Here is a 17,157-nt window from a genome sequence, read left to right as displayed (position 1 = left end):
GGAGTCAGACGGGCGAACAGGGGTGGGTATGCGCAGAGGACTGGTGGCGGCAGCGGCGGCGATGACGGCGATGACGGCGGCGGGGTGTGCCGCCGGGGAGAGCGACCCCGTCGTGGAGGGGACGCCCCCCGCCACGCCGTACAGCGGTCCGCTGTACGTGGCCGCCCGGAACCTCGACGAGGACAGCGCGCGTGCCGTCCGGCTGTCGGCGGGTGCCGCGGGCCGGGCCCTGGAGTGCGACGGGGAGATCACCTCCGGTGAGGCGGGCGGCGAATGGGGCTCGGGCGACGGCGGTGCGACGCCGGAGGAGGGGCTGACGGCGTACTTCGACATGGATGGGCCGAACGTTCCGCGCCACGGCTATCGCGTGGAGCGCAGGGAGGCGGAGCGGGTCCTGTTCTCCTACGACGTCGACGGCAGCACCAAGGTCGCCGTCGTCGTGGCCAAGGACCGGAAGAACGCGCCCGGTTGGGGACCGGAGAGCAGCGCCTCCTGCGATCCGGCGGAGCTGCCGGCACGCTTCACCGACGGCCTGGACCTGGAGATCTGGACCGACGCGGACGGGCACCGGGTTGCCAGCACGACACTGAGCAGCTACGCGGGCGCGGAGCACTGCGGCTGGCGGAGCGCCCACTTCCTGGGCACGGGGCGGGGCAAGGACGTCAGACAGTACGTCCGTGATCCCGAGGGAGTGCTCGAGAGCGACAGCCTGACCGCCGCGTACGACGGGAAGGCACAGCTTCCCGACGACGCCCGCGACACCGGATACCGCCTCGGCGACCGGGAGTTGTGGCTCACGGACGACCGGTCCACGGCGTACGTCCGCACGTCCGACGGTGTGGAGGCCTGGCCGCGGGCGAGGCAGTTCATCGCCTGCAGATAGAGACCCCCGGTGGGGGAGTGACCGTCACCGGCTCGCGTGCAGGGCGACCAGCAACTGCCAGACCTGGTCGGCGATCTCCCCGGCGGTCGCCTCCAGCAGCCCGTGCAGCCAGTCGGCCAGCACTCCGGCGAAGGTGGCGGCGACCGCCGAGGCGACCAGCGGGGCGTCCGCCGCTCCCGCCAGCTCCCGTTCGCGCAGGCTGTAGGCCCGCAGGTCCCGGTGCAGCACCCGGCCGAGCGGGCCGCCGCCCCCCGGGCTCAGCAGCGCGCGGTACAGCCCGGCGTGCGGAGTGAGCGAGGCGAAGAACTCCGGTAGGGCGGGCGGCGCGTGCACCGGGTCGGGCCGCCCGCGCCAGGCGTGCAGGGCGTCCACCGCCTCACGTACGACGTCCGCGCAGGCGTCCACGGCGAGCGCCTCCAGGTCGGGGTAGTGCACGTAGAACGTGGCCCGGCCGACCCCGGCGCGCCGCACCAGCGCGGCGACACCGACCTCGTCCAGGGGCCGCTCGGCGCACTCGTCCAGGAGGGCCTGGCGGAGCCTGTCCCGGGTGCGCGCGGCCCGCGGGTCCTGCGGCGCGCCGCGGTTCACCGGGCGGCGAGGACCGCGGCCAGGGCGAGCGCGCCGGGCAGTGCCTGGGCGAACAGGATGCGCCGGTTCGCCGTGACGGCGCCGAAGACGCCCGCGACCACGACGCAGCACAGGAAGAACACCTGGACACGGAAGCCCGTCGGGTCGGCGGCGATCAGGCCCCACACCAGTCCGGCCGCGAGAAAGCCGTTGTAGAGCCCCTGGTTCGCGGCCATCGGGGCGGTGGCTCGCGCCATCTCCGGGTCGAAGCCGTGCAGCCCCCTGCCGGGCTTCTTCTGCCACAGGAACATCTCCATCACCAGGATGTAGGCGTGCAGGAGGGCCACCAGGCCGACCAGGACGTTCGCGACGGTTTCCATATCGGGCCGGCTCCTCAGCAATCACATGGACAGGTGTCCAGCATACATGGACACCTGTCTATGAAGTAGCCGTGTGTCGGAGCGGGCCGCGCCCGCCGCCCGCCGACTGAATCGGCGCAGCCGGGATATCCGAAGGGACAGGGCCCGGGGCACGAACGCCCCGGGCCGAACCTTCGGAGGAGACATGGCACTGGTGAAAGCGGGGGTGGTCGTGCTCGACTGTTCCGAGCCCGAGAAGCTCGCCGTGTTCTACAGGCAGCTGCTGGACGCCGAGCAGACGCACGAGAGTGCCAACCGCGTGGAGATCAGGGGAGCGGACGGGACCCGGCTGGCGTTCCGCCGCGACGTGAACGCGACGCCGCCGAGCTGGCCCCGCCCGGAGAACTCCCTGCAGGCTCATCTGGACTTCGTGGTCGAGGACCTGGACGAGGCGGAACGCCGGGTGATCGGGCTCGGCGGCCGCCCGCTGGACACGAAGGACGCGTCGGGGCCCTTCGAGGAGCGCGGTTACGCCGACCCGGCGGGCCACTCCTTCACCCTGCGCCTCGTCCCGTCGACCGCCCCGAAACAGGGCTGAGTCAGTCCCGGCCGCCCTTCTCGGCGGTCGGCCAGACACCGGTGGACCGCTCGATGGCCTTCGCGCCCGTGCGGTCCACCGCACTGCGCACCATGGCGAACAGGGCGCCCTGGACGGCGGCGGCCAGCAGGATCTCCCCCCAGCCGCGGTCCCGGTCCAGCGCGTCGGGCGCGTTGTCCTCGTGGCGGATCGCCTTCCACGTCTTCTGGAACGCCAGGCCCGCGAGCGTGCCGCTGGTCCAGCCCAGCAGGAATCCGACGGGCTTGTACGCGAGGGGAAGCTTCTTCTTCTTGTTCTTGGCCACGTGAGTCTCCTTGTCTCGGTGTGTGCTGTGTGCTGTGTGCGGCGGGCCGCGTGTCAGGGCCTGCCCTCCGAGGAGACCTTCTCCCCGGCGCGGACCGGCCCGGGCGGCGTCCCGTCGCCGAAGGGACGACCGCCGAGCTCCGCACGGTGATGCGGGGTCAGCCAGCCGGCGAGATCCGGCCCGAGGGGCACGATGCCGGTCGGGTTGATGCCGGTGTGCACCTCGTAGTAGTGCCGTTTGATGTGGTCGAAGTCGACCGTGTCGCCGAAGCCCGGCGTCTGGTAGAGGTCGCGGACATAAGCCCACAGCACCGGGTTCTCCGTCAGTTTCCAGCGGTTGCACTTGAAGTGACCGTGATAGACGGCGTCGAAACGGACCAGGGTGGTGAACAGCCTGATGTCGGCCTCGGTGATCGTGTCGCCGACGAGGTAGCGCTGCCGGGCCAGCCGGGGCGTCAGCAGCTCCAGCCGCCGGAAGACGCCCGCGCACGCGCTCTCGTACTCCTTCTGGTCCGCGGCGAAGCCCGCCCGGTACACGCCGTTGTTGACGTCCTCGTAGACGTCCGCCATCACCTCGTCGATCTCGTCCCGCAGCGCCCGCGGATACAGGTCCGGTGCTCCTTCCCGGTGCAGGTCCGTCCACTCGGTGGCGAGGTCCAGGGTGATCCGCTGGTAGTCGTTGGTGACCAGCTGCCCGCTGGGCACGTCCACGATCGCGGGCACGCTCACGCCGCCGGGGTAGTGGCTCTCCCTCCGGTCGTACGCCTCGCTGAGGTACCGGATGCCGAGGACGGGGTCGCGGCCGTCCGGATCGAGGGTGAAGCGCCAGCTGCGGTCGTCCTGGATGGGGTCGGCGACGGCCACCGGCAGGGCGTCCTCCAGGCCCAGAAGCCGCCGGGACACCAGGCTCCGGCTCGCCCAGGGGCAGGCACGGCTGACCACCAGGCGGTAGCGCCCCGCCGCCACCGGCCAGCCGTCCCGGCCGTCCTCGGTGATCCGGTCCGCGAAGTGGCTGCCGGACCGCTTGAAGGGCTTCCTGCCGTAGGCGTCGTTGCCGCCCTCGCCGCCGCTCATGATTCCTCCCTGTCCTCCGTCTGTCCCTGGTGGGCGCGTCCGTCCTTGGTGGACGCGTTCCCCGAAATCCGCCGACGGCACGGTGTGACTCACGACGGCGGGGGCATTCGGCGGGAGTGACTGGGACAGCGACGGATCATCAGGCAGACCGCAGGACACGCGTCACCGTGCTGGTGGCGCTCGTGGCCAATCTCGTGATCGCTCTCGCCAAGGCGGTCGGCGGTCTCTTCGCGGGCTCACCCGCGCTGTTGTCGGAGGCGGCGCACTCCGTGGCCGACAGCCTCAACGAGGTCTTCCTCCTGGCCGCGCTGCGCCGCAGCCGCCGCCCCGCCGACGAGAAGCACCCGTTCGGCTACGGCAAGGAGCGCTTCTTCTGGTCGCTCATCGCGGCCGTCGGGATCTTCGTCATGGGCGGCTGCTTCTCCTTCTTCCAGGGCGTCGAGGCCCTGCGCAACGGCGCCGAGGAGAAGCTCAGCGGATACGTGGCCGGTCTGATCGTGCTCGGGGTCGCCTTCGTGGCGGAAGGGATCTCGTTGCTGCGGGCCCTGCACCAGGTGCGCCGGCAGGGCGGTTCGGCCGGCCTGCGCGACCCGGCCCTGCGCACGGTCGTCGCCGAGGACGGCACGGCGGTCCTGGGCGTGACCCTCGCCATGATCGGCATGGCCCTGCACATGGTCACCGGGCAGGTCGTGTGGGAGGCCTCCGCCTCCCTCGCCATCGGCGTGCTCCTCGTGTACGTGGCCTACCGGCTGGGCCGCGACGCCCGCGACCAGCTGATCGGCGAGGCCATGGACCCGGAGACCACCGGCCGGATCCGCGCCCTGCTCCAGGCACAGCCCGAGATCGACAGCGTGGAGGCGCTGCTGACGATGAAGGTGGGACTCGACTCGACTCTGGTGGCCGCACGGGTGGACCTGGTGCCCGGACTGGACAGCGAGCAGGTCGAGGAGGTCGCCGTCCGCATCAAGCGGTCCATCGCCAGCCTGGTGCCCGAGGCGGGCGAGATCTTTCTCGACGTGACCGACCGGGCGGCGGCCCGGGAACGGGAAAGCCCCGCCGCGACGGGGGAGCGCGGCGGGGCCTGAGACACGCGTGCCCGGCGTTCACCGGTTCATGCACAGCGAGCCGGACTTCTTTCGGCCGGGTCGGTACGGGGCCGTTCGGGGGTCAGTTAGGTCAGTTCTCGTCGGCCGGCTCGAGCACGAAGACCGGGATCTCGCGGTCCGTCTTCGTCTGGTACTCGGCGTAGTCCGGGTACGCCGCGACGGCACGCTCCCACCACTCGTCCTTCTCCGCCCCGGTGACCTCACGGGCCCTCATGTCCCGCTTGACCGGGCCGTCCTGCAGTTCCACCCGGGGATCCGACAGCACGTTGAAGTACCAGACGGGGTGCTTGGGTGCCCCGCCCAGCGAGGCGACGGCGGCGTAACGCCCGTCGTGCTCCACGCGCATCAGCGGCGTCTTGCGGATCTTGCCGCTCTTGGCGCCCAGGGTCGTCAGCAGGATCACGGGCAGTCCCGTGTCCATGAGGGTCGTTCCCTTGGTGCCGCCTGAGCTCTCGTACAGCTCCACCTGCTCACGCACCCACGGCGTCGGACTGGGTTCGTACTCGCCCTCGAGAGGCATGGCATCCGTCCCATCGTCATCTGTCTCGGTCGGCTTGCACCGGTGCCAACACCGGTGCTTCCAGGATTCATCCGTACCGCCCCGCGGCCCGGTCACACACGACGACCCGGCGGATGCTCGCACCGACCACACTTCCGGCGCGGTCCGGTCACCCTCCCTTCACCTTCCGTGTCATCACCGGCGGAGGCGGCCACCGGGAGCGGACACTTCAGGCCGGTGAGGCCGGCGGCGTGGTGTCCGCCGGCCGGCGCCACCAGCCGGACGGCGGCCGGAACCGGGCGGCCGTATTCCGCCAGCCCCGTCGGCGGCCGTGGTGGACCGCAACAGCCTCCAGTCGCCGGACTCGCGGGCAGCGGGCCGGTTCGGCGCCGTCGCGGTCAGGACGAGGGTGCCACCACCATCCGTACGGCCAGTGCCGCGATCACCCCGCTCGACACCAGCGCCGTCACCAGCCGGCCCCGGCGGCCCGTGAGCACCCGGCCCAGCAGGGCGCCGCCCCCGGCGAGCGACACCTGCCAGCTCGCCGACGCGGTGAAGGCCGCCAGGACGAACACCCCCTGTTCCAGCGGCCGTACGGCCTCCTCGGCGCGGGTGCCGAGGACCAGGGCCGCGAAGTAGATCACGGTCGTGGGGTTGAGCAGGGTGACGCCGAGCAGCGCCCCGTACGCTCGCGCGGGGCTCGGGGGAGGCGGATCGGTCCGGGTGGCGAGCCGGTGGTCGTGGTACCGGCGCAGGGCTGTCACGGCGCCCAGGACCGCCAGCGCGAGCAGCACGACGGCGGAGGTCCAGCGCAATGGCGCCAGGAACGGCCGGAGCACGGCGGCCAGGGCGGAGCCCCCGACGGTGGCCCCCAGGGCGTACAGCCCGTCGGCGGTCGCCACACCGAGGGCGGCGCAGGTGCCGATGCGCAGAGACGTACGGGCCGTGAGGGACACGAGGTAGGTCCCGACCGCGCCGACGGGCATGGCGATGCCGTAGCCCGCGAGCAGTCCCGCGACCAGCGCGGCGGTCATGACCGCGGCGGCGTCGGCCTCCGGGGACGGCCGGTCTGCTGTCGGCCGCACACCGGACCAACGGCGGTGGCGGTCGACGGCAGCGGGGCGCATTTCGTGGGCATGGCCAGATCCTGCGGCCGGAGGGGGTACGGCGACAACCGGATTTCGACGGTGCCGGTGTCCCCCGGCCAGATCGGCCGCGCAACCGATCTGGCCGAACATCGCGTGGCCCTATAGATGCCCTGGGCATCTAATGGTGATCGGCACGACGCACCCTTCGTCTGCGAGGTCTTCCATGACGGAAACGGAACCCGTCGCCTACCCCCAGGACCGGACCTGCCCCTACCACCCGCCCGCCGCCTACGACCCGTTGCGCGACGCCCGCCCGCTGACCCGGATCAGGCTCTACGACGGCCGTCCGGCATGGCTGGTCAGCGGACACGCCGTAGCCCGCGCCCTGCTGGCCGACCAGCGCCTGTCCACCGACCGGACCCGTCCCGGCTTCCCGGTGCCCACCGAGCGACTGGCCGCGGTCCGTAACCGGAGCATCGCGCTGCTCGGCGTCGACGACCCCGTGCACCGCACCCAGCGCCGGATGATGATCCCGAGCTTCACCCTCAAGAGCGCCACCGCGCTGCGCCCGGAGATCCAGCGGATCGTGGACGAGCGGCTCGACGCGATGATCGGACAGGGACCGCCGGCGGAGCTGGTGACGGCCTTCGCGCTGCCCGTGCCCTCGATGGTGATCTGCGCCCTGCTCGGCGTCCCCTACGCCGATCACGACTTCTTCGAAGGACAGTCCCGACGGCTGCTGCGCGGCCCGACGGCCGCCGACATCCAGGACGCGCGCGACCGACTGGACGCCTACTTCGAGGAGTTGATCGACCGCAAGCTGAAGCAGTCGGAGCCGGGCGACGGCATCCTGGACGAACTGGTCCACCAGCGGCTGCGGGACGGCACGCTGGAGCGCGGCGAGCTCGTCTCGCTGGCGACCATCCTGCTGGTCGCCGGACACGAGACGACCGCCAACATGATCTCCCTCGGCACCTACGCCCTGCTGCAACACCCCGAGCGGCTCGGCGAGTTGCGTGCGGACCCCACGCTGCTGCCCGACGCCGTCGAGGAGCTGATGCGGATGCTGTCGATCGCGGACGGGCTCCTGCGGACGGCCACCGAGGACATCGAGGTGGGCGGGGCGACGATCCGGGCCGGCGACGGAGTGGTCTTCGCCACCTCGGTGATCAACCGCGACGAGGACGCCTACCCCGACCCGGACTCCCTGGACTGGCACCGGCCGGCCCGTCATCACGTGGCCTTCGGCTTCGGCATCCACCAGTGCCTCGGCCAGAACCTGGCCCGCGCCGAACTGGAGATCGCCCTGCGCTCCCTCTTCGGCCGACTGCCCACCCTCCGCCTCGCCGTCCCGGCGGACGAGATCCCCTTCAAGCCCGGCGACACGATCCAGGGGATGCTGGAACTCCCCGTGACCTGGTAAGAGGCTCGGTCATGCGCATCGACATCGACAGGGACGCCTGCATCGGCGCGGGCCAGTGCGCGCTGGCCGCCCCGGGCGTCTTCACACAGGACGACGACGGCTTCAGCACCGTCCTGCCCGGCGGTCAGGACAGGCTCCGCGACCCGATGCTGCGGGAGGCCGCCAGGGCCTGCCCGGTCAGTGCCATCGCCGTGACCGAGTAGGTCCGGCGTACTCGGCGAGGCCGGTCCGGTGCAGCCGGACCGGCCGGGCGCCGCCGCCCCGGCAGGAGCGGGCAGTCGGGCTGTCCCCCGGCGGCACCTCATGGTCCGGTGGCGGGTCAGCCCGCTTCCACCAGCAGTCGGGCCGCCTCGCGCGCCTCGGCGGCCGGCCGGGCGCGGCCCGTGACGCCCGCGGTGACCATCGCCCCCTCGGCCAGCAGGAACAGGGGTCCGGTCAGCGCGTCGGGCAGCCCGGCGTCGGCCACGAGGGAGGCGAGGTAGGCGCGGAACGCCTCTTTGTGCGCCCGTACCTGGCCGGCCACGCGTTCGGAGGTCGCTCCCAGTTCGCCGTACGCGTTGATCCAGGCGCAGCCGCGGAAACCGTCCTCGGTGAACCACTCCTCCAGCCAGTCGAACACGGCCGGGATACGCCGCAGGGGATCCTCGTGGCGTTCCACGGACGCGGCGAGCCGCTCGCGCCAGCGCACGTCGCGCCGTTCGAGGTACGCCTCGACCAGGTGCTCCTTCGCGGGGAAGAGCTGATAGAGCCGCTTGAGCGAGACGCCGGACGTGCCGCGGATGTCGTCCATGCCGACGGACCGGATGCCCCGCCCGTAGAACAGCGCCTCCGCTGCGTCCAGTGCCTGGTCCCGGGCGACAGCGCTGTCCAAAACCACCACTCCTTGACCGAGAACGTGCGTTCTCCTACGGTAGCAGCGAAACCGGAGAACGCTCGTTCTCAGCCGCTGTCGCAGCAGGAGAAGACCATGAACGACCGCCCGCCCCTGCCCCCCTTCACCCGCGAGACCGCCGCCCGGAAGGTGCAGGCCGCCGAGGACGCCTGGAACACCCGCGATCCGCACAAGGTGTCGCTCGCGTACTCGCCGGACTCGGTCTGGCGCAACCGGGACACCTTCGTCACCGGGCGCGCGGAGATCGTCGCCTTCCTCACCGCGAAGTGGGAGCGCGAGCGGGAGTACGCCCTGCGCAAGGACCTGTGGGCCTTCGACGGCAACCGCATCGCGGTCCGCTTCCAGTACGAGTGCCGTGACGCCGACGGGCAGTGCTGGCGGTCGTACGGCAACGAACTCTGGGAGTTCGACGAGCACGGGCTGATGACCCGGCGGGAGGCGAGCATCAACGACGTGGCCATCCAGGACGCACAGCGGCGCATCCGCGGACCGCGACCCGAGACGGAACGAGGGCTGTCCTTCCCGGTCGCATAGGGTTCGCGCGTGACCGAACCGGACGGGAAGCCCTTCCTCTACGTCGTCGTCTGCGCCGCCGGAATCGCCGCGGACGTCGGCCACCTGATCACCGCGGCGCGGGAGCGGGGCTGGGAGGTCGGCGCCTTCGCTACGCCGGTCGCCGTGGCCGGCGGCTTCCTCGACGCCGCCGCCGTCCAGGAGCTCACGGGCCGGCCCGTCCGCTCCGCGTGGCGCGCGCCCGGCGATCCGCGCCCCTTCCCGCCGCCGGACGCCGTCGTGGTCGCACCGGCCACCTTCAACACGGTCAACAAGTGGGCGGCCGGGCTGGCCGACACCCTCGCCGTGGCCACCCTGTGCGAGGCGTACGGCCTCGGCGTGCCCGTCGCCGTCCTGCCGTGCGTGTCCGAGGCGCTGGCCGCCCATCCCGCCTACCGGGACAGCCTGACACGGCTGCGCGGGATGGGCGTGCGGTTCGGCGACCCGTACTCGGGTGAGGCCCAAGCGGACGGCGGGCGGCCGGAGTTCGGCTGGGAACGGGCACTGGATCTGCTCGGGTGACCCGGCCCGCCCCGCGTCGTACGCTCCTTCCACACCCCATCCCGAAGGCAGGAGCAGCAACGATGCAGTACGTGAAGCTCGGTTCGACGGGCCTGGACGTGTCGCGGATCTGTCTGGGCTGCATGTCCTACGGCCTGCCCGACCGCGGTACGCACGAGTGGACCCTCGACGAGGAGGCCTCGCGTCCGCTGATCCGGCAGGCGCTGGAGGCCGGTGTCACCTTCTTCGACACGGCGAACGTCTACTCCGACGGCACCAGCGAGGAGATCGTCGGCAAGGCGCTCGCCGACTTCGCCGACCGGGACGAGATCGTGCTCGCGACCAAGGTGCACGGCCGGACGCGCCCCGGGCCCAACGGCGGCGGCCTGTCCCGCAAGGCGATCATGTCCGAGATCGACCACAGCCTCCGCCGGCTCGGCACCGACTACGTCGACCTCTACCAGATCCACCGCTACGACCCGCACACGCCGGTCGAGGAGACGATGGAGGCGCTGCACGACCTCGTCAAGGCGGGCAAGGTGCGCTACATCGGGGCCAGTTCGATGTACGCCTGGCAGTTCTCCAAGGCCCAGTACACCGCGGAGCGGCACGGCTGGACCAGGTTCGTCTCCATGCAGAACCACTACAACCTCCTCTACCGCGAGGAGGAGCGGGAGATGCTGCCCCTGTGCGCGGACCAGGGCGTCGGCGTGCTGCCCTGGAGCCCGCTCGCCCGCGGTCGCCTCACCCGGGACTGGAACACCGTCACCGAGCGCAGCGCGAGCGACGGCTTCGGCAGCCGTCTCTACCAGGAGGGCGACCGGACCGTCGTCGAGGCCGTCACCCGCATCGCGGACGACAGGGGCGTCCCGCGCGCCCAGGTCGCCCTCGCCTGGTTGCTGCACCAGGACACGGTGGCGGCACCGATCGTCGGCGCCGGCAGGCCGGGGCACATCGAGGACGCGGTGGCCGCCGTCGAACTCGAACTCAGCGACAAGGAGATCGAGGAGCTGGAGCGGCCCTACTCCCCGCACCCCGTCGTCGGTCACTGATCAGGTGGGGCGGTGATCGTGGTCACCGCTGTCGACGCCGTCCGTGCGGCGCGCACCGCGCGCCGCACGGACGGCGTCCGCGTTTCCCGGTGGCGTGGCGCGGAGGCCGGACCTGGACCCCAATGGTTGGGGCGAGGCCCGGTGAACCGGCCGGACATGAGGTGGGGTGCCCGTTCAATGGTTGGGGTGGAGCGGGCGCGGGCCCAGGTGAATGTCGTTCCCGATTACCGGTCCGATACGGAGGCAATCGCTTAACGGTCCGTATTGACGTTTCGTCAAACATCTTTGGCCCGCGGGCATTGCGTAAAACCGGGAGATCGCTTGTTCCATCCCGCTGACCTGTGCAAAGGTGTGCGTTGTCGGCGCACGGGTCATCGCTTTTCCGCTGTGCGCGCGAGGCTCCTCCCGTTCGCCCCCCACGCTTCAAAAGAGCCGCCCCAGGCGGGCGTTCGAGATGCCGAATCCTGTACGCAAGGACTCCGTCGCATCATCGACGGGTCCGCATACCTATTGGTATGGACTTTATGCCGCATGCCCTCGGGAGGAATGCCGCCGTGAATGACGCAGGCCTGTCGAATTCCCCGACTCCCGCTCGTCCGTCCGACGCCACGGACGAAGAACTGAGCGCGGAGCTCAAGAAGTGGACGGGGACGACGCCCGCGCTGCAACCGGTCGGCGAACTCCTCGACCGGCACTGGGAAGCGGCCTTCGCCTACGCCCGGCTGTGCACCGACGGCGCCCGTCCCGCCGGAATGCTCACCACCGCGGCATTCACGAGGCTTTTCGGTGAATCACTGCGCCAGAACGGGCCGACGGCCGCATGGCGGCCCCAACTGCTCGTCACCGTGCGCCGTATCGCCGCGGAATGGGACGGCGACCACAGACGCGAAGGACTTCACCCGACGCTGCGCGCGGCAGGCGGCGGCGACGACCGCCTCGCGGCCCGGCTGCTGCCGCCGGCCGGCCGGCGACTGCTGTCCGGGGCGTTCCAGCGGCTGCCCCAGTCGGCGCGCTGCCTGCTGTGGCACACCGAGGTGGAGGCCGAACCGCTCTCCGTGCCGGCCGCCCTGCTCGGCCTCGGCGAGGAGGACGCGGGCGTCGAACTGCGCCGGGCCCGCGAGCGGCTTCGCGAGGAGTGCCTCCAGGTCCACCGCGAACTCGCCCCCGAGCAGGAGTGCCGGCACTATCTGCGGCTGCTGGACGTGACCTACCGGCGCGGCGGCATCGACCTCGACCCCGACCTGCGCGCCCACCTCGACCGGTGCAGACACTGCCGGCACACGGCCGACCAGCTGAACCAGTTCAACGGCGACCTCGGCGGCGCACTGGCCGAAGCGGTGCTCGGCTGGGGCGCGCGGGCCTATGTCGAGGCCAGGGCCGGCAGTCCGGAGGACAACGCGGCCGAGGCGGGCCCCATGCCGCGCGCCTTCGCGGGCGAGGCGTTCTCCACCACGTCCGCCCCGCGCCACGGCTCCCGCCGCACGGCCCACAAGGCCGCCCGCCGTGCCGCCGCCCGCCGCCGCAACGTCGCCGCGGCCGCCCTGACCGTCAGCGCGCTGATCGTCCTGCCCCTGGTCCTGTGGTCCGCCCTCGCCCCCTCGGACGGCACCTCGCCGGCCGGTGGCACGAACCCCTCGGACGCCCCCGGCTCCGAGGCGGCCACCTCCAGCGGCAAACCGTCCTGGGCCGGCGCCGCCGAAGCCGCGCAGGGGGACCTCCAGGGCCGGCTGCACAACGTCGCGTCCGGGCTCTGTGTCGGCATCGTCGGCAAGAAGGCCGTCAAGGGAGCGGAGACCGAACTCGCCGACTGTTCCTCGGCGGCCGGCCAGCAGTGGTCGTACGAGACCGACGGACTGCTGCGCAGCGTCGCGGACCCCGGCCTCTGCCTGGACTCGCACCTCGGCTACTCGGTGCGCCTCGCCCCGTGCACGGGAGGCAAGGCGGCCACCAAGAGCATCCGCTACGACTTCACCCTGCAGGGCACGCTGGTGCCGCGCTGGGACCAGGACCTGGCCCTGACCCCCGCCGCCACCGACGGGGGCGGCGCGCTGGTCCTGAAGAACCGCGACGACAACACCGAACAGCACTGGGTGTTCGACACCTCGAAGACCGACCTCCAGATGAAGGTGGTCAACTGGGACGCGAACAGCGCCACCTCGTCGACACCGGTGCCCTCGCCCACTCCCAGGTCCGCGAAGACGTCCGCACCGGAGCCCTCCGCGACCCCGACGACCGAGCAGCCCGCACCGACCGCGACGCCCTCCTACCCCACCGGCGCCCCCTGCTACGGGTTCGCCTGCTCGCCCAACGGCCGGCCCGGCTACGGGTACGGCGGCGGCTACGGCTATGGGGGCGGGTACGGCGGAGGCCGCTGACCGAGGACGGCCGCTCAGGTCCCGAGGACCTGGAGCGACGCCCACAGCGCGACCACGGCGGCGACGAGCGAGGCCGGTACGGCGAGCAGGCCCAGCCCGGTGAACTCCTTCAGGTCGACGCCGTGTCCGTGGCCGTGCACGATGCGCCGCCACAGCAGCGTGGCCAGCGATCCGGCGTAGGTCAGGTTCGGGCCGAGGTTCACCCCGAGCAGCACCGCGAGGACCGCGCCGGGGCCGGCCGCGGCGGTCAGCGGAAGCAGGACCAGCACCGCGGGCAGGTTGTTGATCAGGTTCGCCAGTACGGCGGCCAGCGCGGCGATGCCGAGCAGCGCGGCCAGTCCCGTCCCCTCCGGCAGCACGTGCCGCAGCGCGTCGGCGAGCCCGTTGTCGACCACCGCCCGCACCACGATGCCGAGCGCGAGCACGAACGCCAGGAACGAGGGTGACGCCGCTCGCGCCACGGTGAGCGGGGTGGCCTGCCGCCGCACCAGGGCGCGGCCGGCCAGCACCAGCGCCCCCGCCGCAGCGGCCCAGGCCGGATCGACGCCCACCGCCGAGGCCACCACGAACCCGGCGAGCGTGCAGCCCACCGTGACCAGCGCGAACAGGGGCAGTTCGGGTGTGTCGACGGGTCCGGGCGCGTGGGTGGACGCCGTCAGGTCTCGCTGGAAGAAACGCCGGAAGACGGCGTACTCGGCCCCGATCGCGACCAGCCAGGGCAGCACCATCAGCGCCGCGAACCGGGTGAAGCTCAGCCCGCTCGCCGCGAACGCCAGCAGGTTGGTGAGGTTCGAGACGGGCAGCAGCAGCGAGGCCGTGTTCGACAGGTGCGCGCACGCGTAGACGTGCGGCCTGGCCCGCACGCCCATCCGGGTGGCGGTGGCGAACACCACCGGTGTCAGCAGCACCACCGTGGCGTCCAGGCTCAGCACCGCGGTGATCGCCGAGGCCAGTACGAACACCGAGGTCAGCAGCCGGGTCGGCGAACCGGCAGCCCGGCGGGCCATCCACGCGCCGCACGCCTGGAAGAGCCCCTCGACATCGCAGAAGTGGGCCAGTACCAGGACGGCGGCGAGGAAACCGATGACCGGCCCGAGCTGCTCGGCCTCCGCGCGGGCGTGCTCCAGGGAGATCACCCCGGAAGCCACCGCCACCCCCGCCGCCGGGACCGCCACCACCGCCTCGGGCCAGCCGAAGGGCCGCAGCACGGCCCAGGCGAGTACGGCGACGAGCAGTGCCACGGACAGGGATTCGGCGAGCGGGGTGTTCAGGGCGGGGTCCTTCGTCCGTGGATCAGGTCGTGCCCGGCCATCAAAGCAGGCGGCGGTAAGAAGTCCGTGGGGCGTCCGTGACGTGTTCGCGTGGGATCAGGCGCCGGTCCACGACGACTGGTGCCCCGCGGGGCGTGTGTGATGCCGGCGCTTCCCGCGCCGCCGCTCACTCCTCGTCGGAGGGGAGGGCGATCTCGGCCCATATCGTCTTGCCGTCGGGCGTGTGCCGGCTGCCCCAGCGCTCGGTGAGCTGGGCGACCAGCAGCAGACCGCGGCCGCCCTCGTCCCAGGTCTTGGCCCGGCGCAGGTGCGGAGCCGTGTGGCTGGTGTCGGACACCTCGCAGATCAGCGTGTCCGCGTCGTGGATGAGGCGCAGCCGGATCGGGTGGGAGCCGTAGCGGATGGCGTTGGTGACCAGCTCGCTGACCACCAGCTCGGCCGTGAAGGACGCCGCGCTCAGTGACCATCTGCCGAGCTGCTCGACGACCTGCCTGCGGATGGGGGAGACCAGCGCCGGGTCGGCCGGGATGTCCCAGGTCGCCACCTGGGACGGCGGCAGCCCCCGGGTGCGGGCGAGCAGCAGGGCCACGTCGTCGGCGGACCCGCCGGGCGGCAGCAGGGCGTGCAGCACCCGGTCGCAGGTCTCGTCCAGGGAGTCGGAGGGGGGTGCCAGAGCGGCGCGCAGCAGATCGTGGCCGGCGTCGACGTCCCGCTCCCGGCTCTCGACCAGCCCGTCGGTGAACAGGGCCAGCACGGTGCCCTCGGGCAGCTCGAACTCGGTCGACTCGAACGGCAGCCCGCCCAGGCCCAGCGCCGGTCCGGCGGGCAGCTCGATCTGTTCCGGCCGGCTTCCGGGTCTGGTCATCAGGGGCGCGGGATGCCCGGCCCCGGCCAGCGTGCAGCGCCGCGAGATGGGGTCGTACACCGCGTACAGACAGGTGGCGCCGACCTCGCCGGGGCTGCCCTCGTTGCCGGCCTCCTCGGACAGCCGTACGACCAGGTCGTCGAGGTGGGTGAGCAGCTCGTCCGGGGCCAGGTCGATGTCGGCGAGGGTGCGTACGGCGGTGCGCAGCCGTCCCATGGTCGCCGAGGCCTGGATGCCCTGCCCGATGACGTCCCCGACGACCATGGCGACCCGCATCCCCGACAGCGGGATCACGTCGAACCAGTCGCCGCCCACTCCGGCCCGCGCGGCCGGGAGATAGCGTGAGGCCGCCTCCACGGCGGCCGTGCGCGGCAGTGAACGGGGTAGCAGGCTGCGTTGCAGGGCCAGGGCGGTCTCCCGCTCGCGGGAGTAGCGGCGGGCGTTGTCGATACAGACGGCCGCGCGGGCGGTGACCTCCTCCGCGAGCAGCACGTCGTCGGGTGTGAACGTGTCGAGTCGCCGGAAGCGGGTGAGGACGGCGACCCCGAGGGTGAGACCGCGGGCCCGGATCGGCACGGACATCGTCGAGTGGATGCCGTACTCCTTGATCCGCTGGGCGCGGGCCTTGTCCCAGGAAAGCCACTCCGAGAGGTCGTCGGTGTCCGTGGACGCCACGATGGTGTGCCCCACCAGCAGCGAGTCGGCCTGGGGCGAGGAGGCGGGATAGAGGTCCACCTGTCCGGGCTTGGCCACGGCCTCGGGGCTGCCCGGGTTGATCGACCGGTGGGCGGCCCGCCGCAGGTGGACCGGGAGGGTGGGCGGACCGTTGAAGGGGTCGCCGCCGGGCTCCGCGGGGTCCAGCAGGTCGACGCTGACGAAGTCGGCGAGCGCGGGCACGCAGACGTCCGCCAGCTCCTGGGCCGTCCGGGTGACCTCGAGGGTGGTGCCGATGCGGACGCTCGCCTCGTTCACGAGCTGGAGCCGCTCGCGCGCCAGGTGCTGCTCGGTGAAGTCGTGGACGGTGACGCTCACGCCCAGTACCCGTCCCGTCTCGTCGCGGACCGGCGCCATGCGGGCCAGCCAGGCGGCGACCCCGCCGTCGCCGCCCACCTCGAGATATGTCCGCACGTCATGTCCCCGGCCGGTGGTGAGGACGCGGTGCAGGTGCCGTTCGCTGTCCGCGGTCTGGGGTCTGCCGCTCATCTCGGGCAGGCGCAGCCCCCGCACCCGCTCCTCCGGCAGACCGATGATCTCCTCCATGGCCGCGTTGATCCGGCGCAGCCGCAGCCGGTCGTCGTAGATCGCGAGGGCGCAGGGGGACTGGACGAGCGCGGCCGTGTCCAGCGGGTCGTCGGGCGAGCGCGGGGCGTCGCCCTCCAGGGGGGTGAGCAGGATCCAGCTGCCGGGGGTGCCGTTCTCGGGCGGTCTGCGGTGGGCGAGCAGCCATACGGACACGGTGCCGCCGTTGTGGTGACGCAAGGTGAGGACGCCGTCCCAGCGGAGCCCCTCGGGGGCGTCGTGCCCGCCGTGGTCCCCGCCGGCCAGGAGTTCCGCGGCGGGGCGGCCCACGACCTCGGCGGCGGGCCAGCCGAGCAGGCGCCGGGCACCCGCGTTCCACTCGACGAGTACGCCGTCGTCGTCGACGACGGCACGAGCCGTCGCGCCTTCATCGAATGGATACTCCGGGCTCATCCTCGCCACTCCATCGCGCACTCACAGTGAACAGGCGCGTCACCTGGGTTCCAGCCT

The 17,157-nt window shown here is 72.2% G+C and carries 18 protein-coding genes; 9 read left to right on the top strand and 9 right to left on the bottom strand.

Annotated elements, in window-relative coordinates:
• The first annotated feature begins 28 nt into the window (after positions 1 to 28).
• Entirely contained in the window at positions 29 to 883 is an 855-nt protein-coding gene (locus OG985_RS09055) for a hypothetical protein (RefSeq protein ID WP_371667742.1), read from the top strand.
• A 24-nt stretch (positions 884 to 907) separates the two neighbouring features.
• Here the strand turns inward: OG985_RS09055 and OG985_RS09050 are convergent, their stop codons facing one another.
• Complete coding sequence (locus OG985_RS09050) at positions 908 to 1,471, bottom strand: TetR/AcrR family transcriptional regulator (RefSeq protein ID WP_371667741.1); 564 nt, start codon at positions 1,469 to 1,471, stop codon at positions 908 to 910.
• Complete coding sequence (locus tag OG985_RS09045) at positions 1,468 to 1,830, bottom strand: DUF1304 domain-containing protein (RefSeq protein ID WP_371667740.1); 363 nt, start codon at positions 1,828 to 1,830, stop codon at positions 1,468 to 1,470. The genes OG985_RS09050 and OG985_RS09045 overlap by 4 nt, the downstream gene beginning before the upstream one ends.
• Positions 1,831 to 2,014: 184 nt before the next feature.
• Here OG985_RS09045 and OG985_RS09040 point away from each other — a divergent pair, with 184 nt between their 5' ends.
• Positions 2,015 to 2,407 carry a VOC family protein gene (locus tag OG985_RS09040; RefSeq protein ID WP_371667739.1) on the top strand — a complete coding sequence of 131 codons (393 nt, stop codon included), beginning with the start codon at positions 2,015 to 2,017 and terminating at the stop codon, positions 2,405 to 2,407.
• 1 nt (position 2,408) lies between these two features.
• Here the strand turns inward: OG985_RS09040 and OG985_RS09035 are convergent, their stop codons facing one another.
• Both OG985_RS09035 and OG985_RS09030 read right to left on the bottom strand, forming a co-directional pair.
• A complete protein-coding gene (locus OG985_RS09035) occupies positions 2,409 to 2,711 on the bottom strand; it encodes a DUF4235 domain-containing protein (protein WP_371667738.1) in 303 nt (100 codons plus the stop codon).
• Positions 2,712 to 2,764: 53 nt separating this feature from the next.
• On the bottom strand, positions 2,765 to 3,784 hold the full coding sequence (locus OG985_RS09030) for a glutathione S-transferase family protein (RefSeq protein WP_371667737.1): 1,020 nt from the start codon (positions 3,782 to 3,784) through the stop codon (positions 2,765 to 2,767).
• 116 nt (positions 3,785 to 3,900) lie between these two features.
• On the opposite strand from OG985_RS09030, the gene OG985_RS09025 reads away from it, so the two are divergent.
• Positions 3,901 to 4,869: a cation diffusion facilitator family transporter gene (locus tag OG985_RS09025; RefSeq protein WP_371667736.1), complete on the top strand. Its 969-nt coding sequence runs from the start codon at positions 3,901 to 3,903 to the stop codon at positions 4,867 to 4,869.
• Positions 4,870 to 4,960: 91 nt separating this feature from the next.
• On the opposite strand, the gene OG985_RS09020 is transcribed toward OG985_RS09025, so the two are convergent.
• Positions 4,961 to 5,410: a nitroreductase family deazaflavin-dependent oxidoreductase gene (locus tag OG985_RS09020; RefSeq protein WP_371667735.1), complete on the bottom strand. Its 450-nt coding sequence runs from the start codon at positions 5,408 to 5,410 to the stop codon at positions 4,961 to 4,963.
• A gap of 377 nt (positions 5,411 to 5,787) precedes the next feature.
• Positions 5,788 to 6,423, bottom strand: coding sequence for a LysE/ArgO family amino acid transporter (locus tag OG985_RS09015; protein WP_371674309.1), 636 nt, complete (start codon positions 6,421 to 6,423; stop codon positions 5,788 to 5,790).
• A gap of 277 nt (positions 6,424 to 6,700) precedes the next feature.
• On the opposite strand from OG985_RS09015, the gene OG985_RS09010 reads away from it, so the two are divergent.
• Both OG985_RS09010 and OG985_RS09005 read left to right on the top strand, forming a co-directional pair.
• The gene (locus tag OG985_RS09010; protein WP_371667734.1) at positions 6,701 to 7,900 is read left to right on the top strand and encodes a cytochrome P450; all 1,200 of its coding nucleotides are present in this window, start codon (positions 6,701 to 6,703) and stop codon (positions 7,898 to 7,900) included.
• 11 nt (positions 7,901 to 7,911) lie between these two features.
• The gene (locus OG985_RS09005) at positions 7,912 to 8,103 is read left to right on the top strand and encodes a ferredoxin (protein WP_371667733.1); all 192 of its coding nucleotides are present in this window, start codon (positions 7,912 to 7,914) and stop codon (positions 8,101 to 8,103) included.
• A 116-nt stretch (positions 8,104 to 8,219) separates the two neighbouring features.
• On the opposite strand, the gene OG985_RS09000 is transcribed toward OG985_RS09005, so the two are convergent.
• A complete protein-coding gene (locus OG985_RS09000; protein WP_371667732.1) occupies positions 8,220 to 8,771 on the bottom strand; it encodes a TetR/AcrR family transcriptional regulator in 552 nt (183 codons plus the stop codon).
• 96 nt (positions 8,772 to 8,867) lie between these two features.
• Here OG985_RS09000 and OG985_RS08995 point away from each other — a divergent pair, with 96 nt between their 5' ends.
• The 4 genes from OG985_RS08995 to OG985_RS08980 all read left to right on the top strand — a co-directional run bounded on the left by OG985_RS08995 (position 8,868) and on the right by OG985_RS08980 (position 13,272).
• On the top strand, positions 8,868 to 9,326 hold the full coding sequence (locus OG985_RS08995) for a nuclear transport factor 2 family protein (RefSeq protein WP_371667731.1): 459 nt from the start codon (positions 8,868 to 8,870) through the stop codon (positions 9,324 to 9,326).
• A 9-nt stretch (positions 9,327 to 9,335) separates the two neighbouring features.
• Positions 9,336 to 9,866: a flavoprotein gene (locus tag OG985_RS08990; protein ID WP_371667730.1), complete on the top strand. Its 531-nt coding sequence runs from the start codon at positions 9,336 to 9,338 to the stop codon at positions 9,864 to 9,866.
• A gap of 62 nt (positions 9,867 to 9,928) precedes the next feature.
• A complete protein-coding gene (locus OG985_RS08985; protein WP_371667729.1) occupies positions 9,929 to 10,897 on the top strand; it encodes an aldo/keto reductase in 969 nt (322 codons plus the stop codon).
• A 554-nt stretch (positions 10,898 to 11,451) separates the two neighbouring features.
• Positions 11,452 to 13,272 carry a ricin-type beta-trefoil lectin domain protein gene (locus tag OG985_RS08980; RefSeq protein WP_371667728.1) on the top strand — a complete coding sequence of 607 codons (1,821 nt, stop codon included), beginning with the start codon at positions 11,452 to 11,454 and terminating at the stop codon, positions 13,270 to 13,272.
• Between the two features lie 14 nt (positions 13,273 to 13,286).
• On the opposite strand, the gene OG985_RS08975 is transcribed toward OG985_RS08980, so the two are convergent.
• Together OG985_RS08975 and OG985_RS08970 are read right to left on the bottom strand one after the other, a co-directional pair.
• Complete coding sequence (locus tag OG985_RS08975; RefSeq protein ID WP_371674308.1) at positions 13,287 to 14,543, bottom strand: SLC13 family permease; 1,257 nt, start codon at positions 14,541 to 14,543, stop codon at positions 13,287 to 13,289.
• A 166-nt stretch (positions 14,544 to 14,709) separates the two neighbouring features.
• Entirely contained in the window at positions 14,710 to 17,100 is a 2,391-nt protein-coding gene (locus tag OG985_RS08970) for a SpoIIE family protein phosphatase (protein ID WP_371667727.1), read from the bottom strand.
• Positions 17,101 to 17,157: the final 57 nt, after the last annotated feature.

Source organism: Streptomyces sp. NBC_00289 (assembly GCF_041435115.1).
Classification (GTDB): domain Bacteria; phylum Actinomycetota; class Actinomycetes; order Streptomycetales; family Streptomycetaceae; genus Streptomyces.
Note: the sequence above shows the minus strand (reverse complement) of the source record. Positions and strands in the feature narration are given on the sequence as shown.

Coding starts and splice junctions, on each gene's coding strand:
- OG985_RS09055 (WP_371667742.1), top strand. CDS start 29: ATGCGCAGAGGACTGGTGGCGGCAGCGGCGGCGATGACGGCGATGACG.
- OG985_RS09045 (WP_371667740.1), bottom strand. CDS start 1,830: ATGGAAACCGTCGCGAACGTCCTGGTCGGCCTGGTGGCCCTCCTGCAC.
- OG985_RS09040 (WP_371667739.1), top strand. CDS start 2,015: ATGGCACTGGTGAAAGCGGGGGTGGTCGTGCTCGACTGTTCCGAGCCC.
- OG985_RS09030 (WP_371667737.1), bottom strand. CDS start 3,784: ATGAGCGGCGGCGAGGGCGGCAACGACGCCTACGGCAGGAAGCCCTTC.
- OG985_RS09020 (WP_371667735.1), bottom strand. CDS start 5,410: ATGCCTCTCGAGGGCGAGTACGAACCCAGTCCGACGCCGTGGGTGCGT.
- OG985_RS09015 (WP_371674309.1), bottom strand. CDS start 6,423: ATGACCGCCGCGCTGGTCGCGGGACTGCTCGCGGGCTACGGCATCGCC.
- OG985_RS09010 (WP_371667734.1), top strand. CDS start 6,701: ATGACGGAAACGGAACCCGTCGCCTACCCCCAGGACCGGACCTGCCCC.
- OG985_RS09005 (WP_371667733.1), top strand. CDS start 7,912: ATGCGCATCGACATCGACAGGGACGCCTGCATCGGCGCGGGCCAGTGC.
- OG985_RS08995 (WP_371667731.1), top strand. CDS start 8,868: ATGAACGACCGCCCGCCCCTGCCCCCCTTCACCCGCGAGACCGCCGCC.
- OG985_RS08985 (WP_371667729.1), top strand. CDS start 9,929: ATGCAGTACGTGAAGCTCGGTTCGACGGGCCTGGACGTGTCGCGGATC.
- OG985_RS08970 (WP_371667727.1), bottom strand. CDS start 17,100: ATGAGCCCGGAGTATCCATTCGATGAAGGCGCGACGGCTCGTGCCGTC.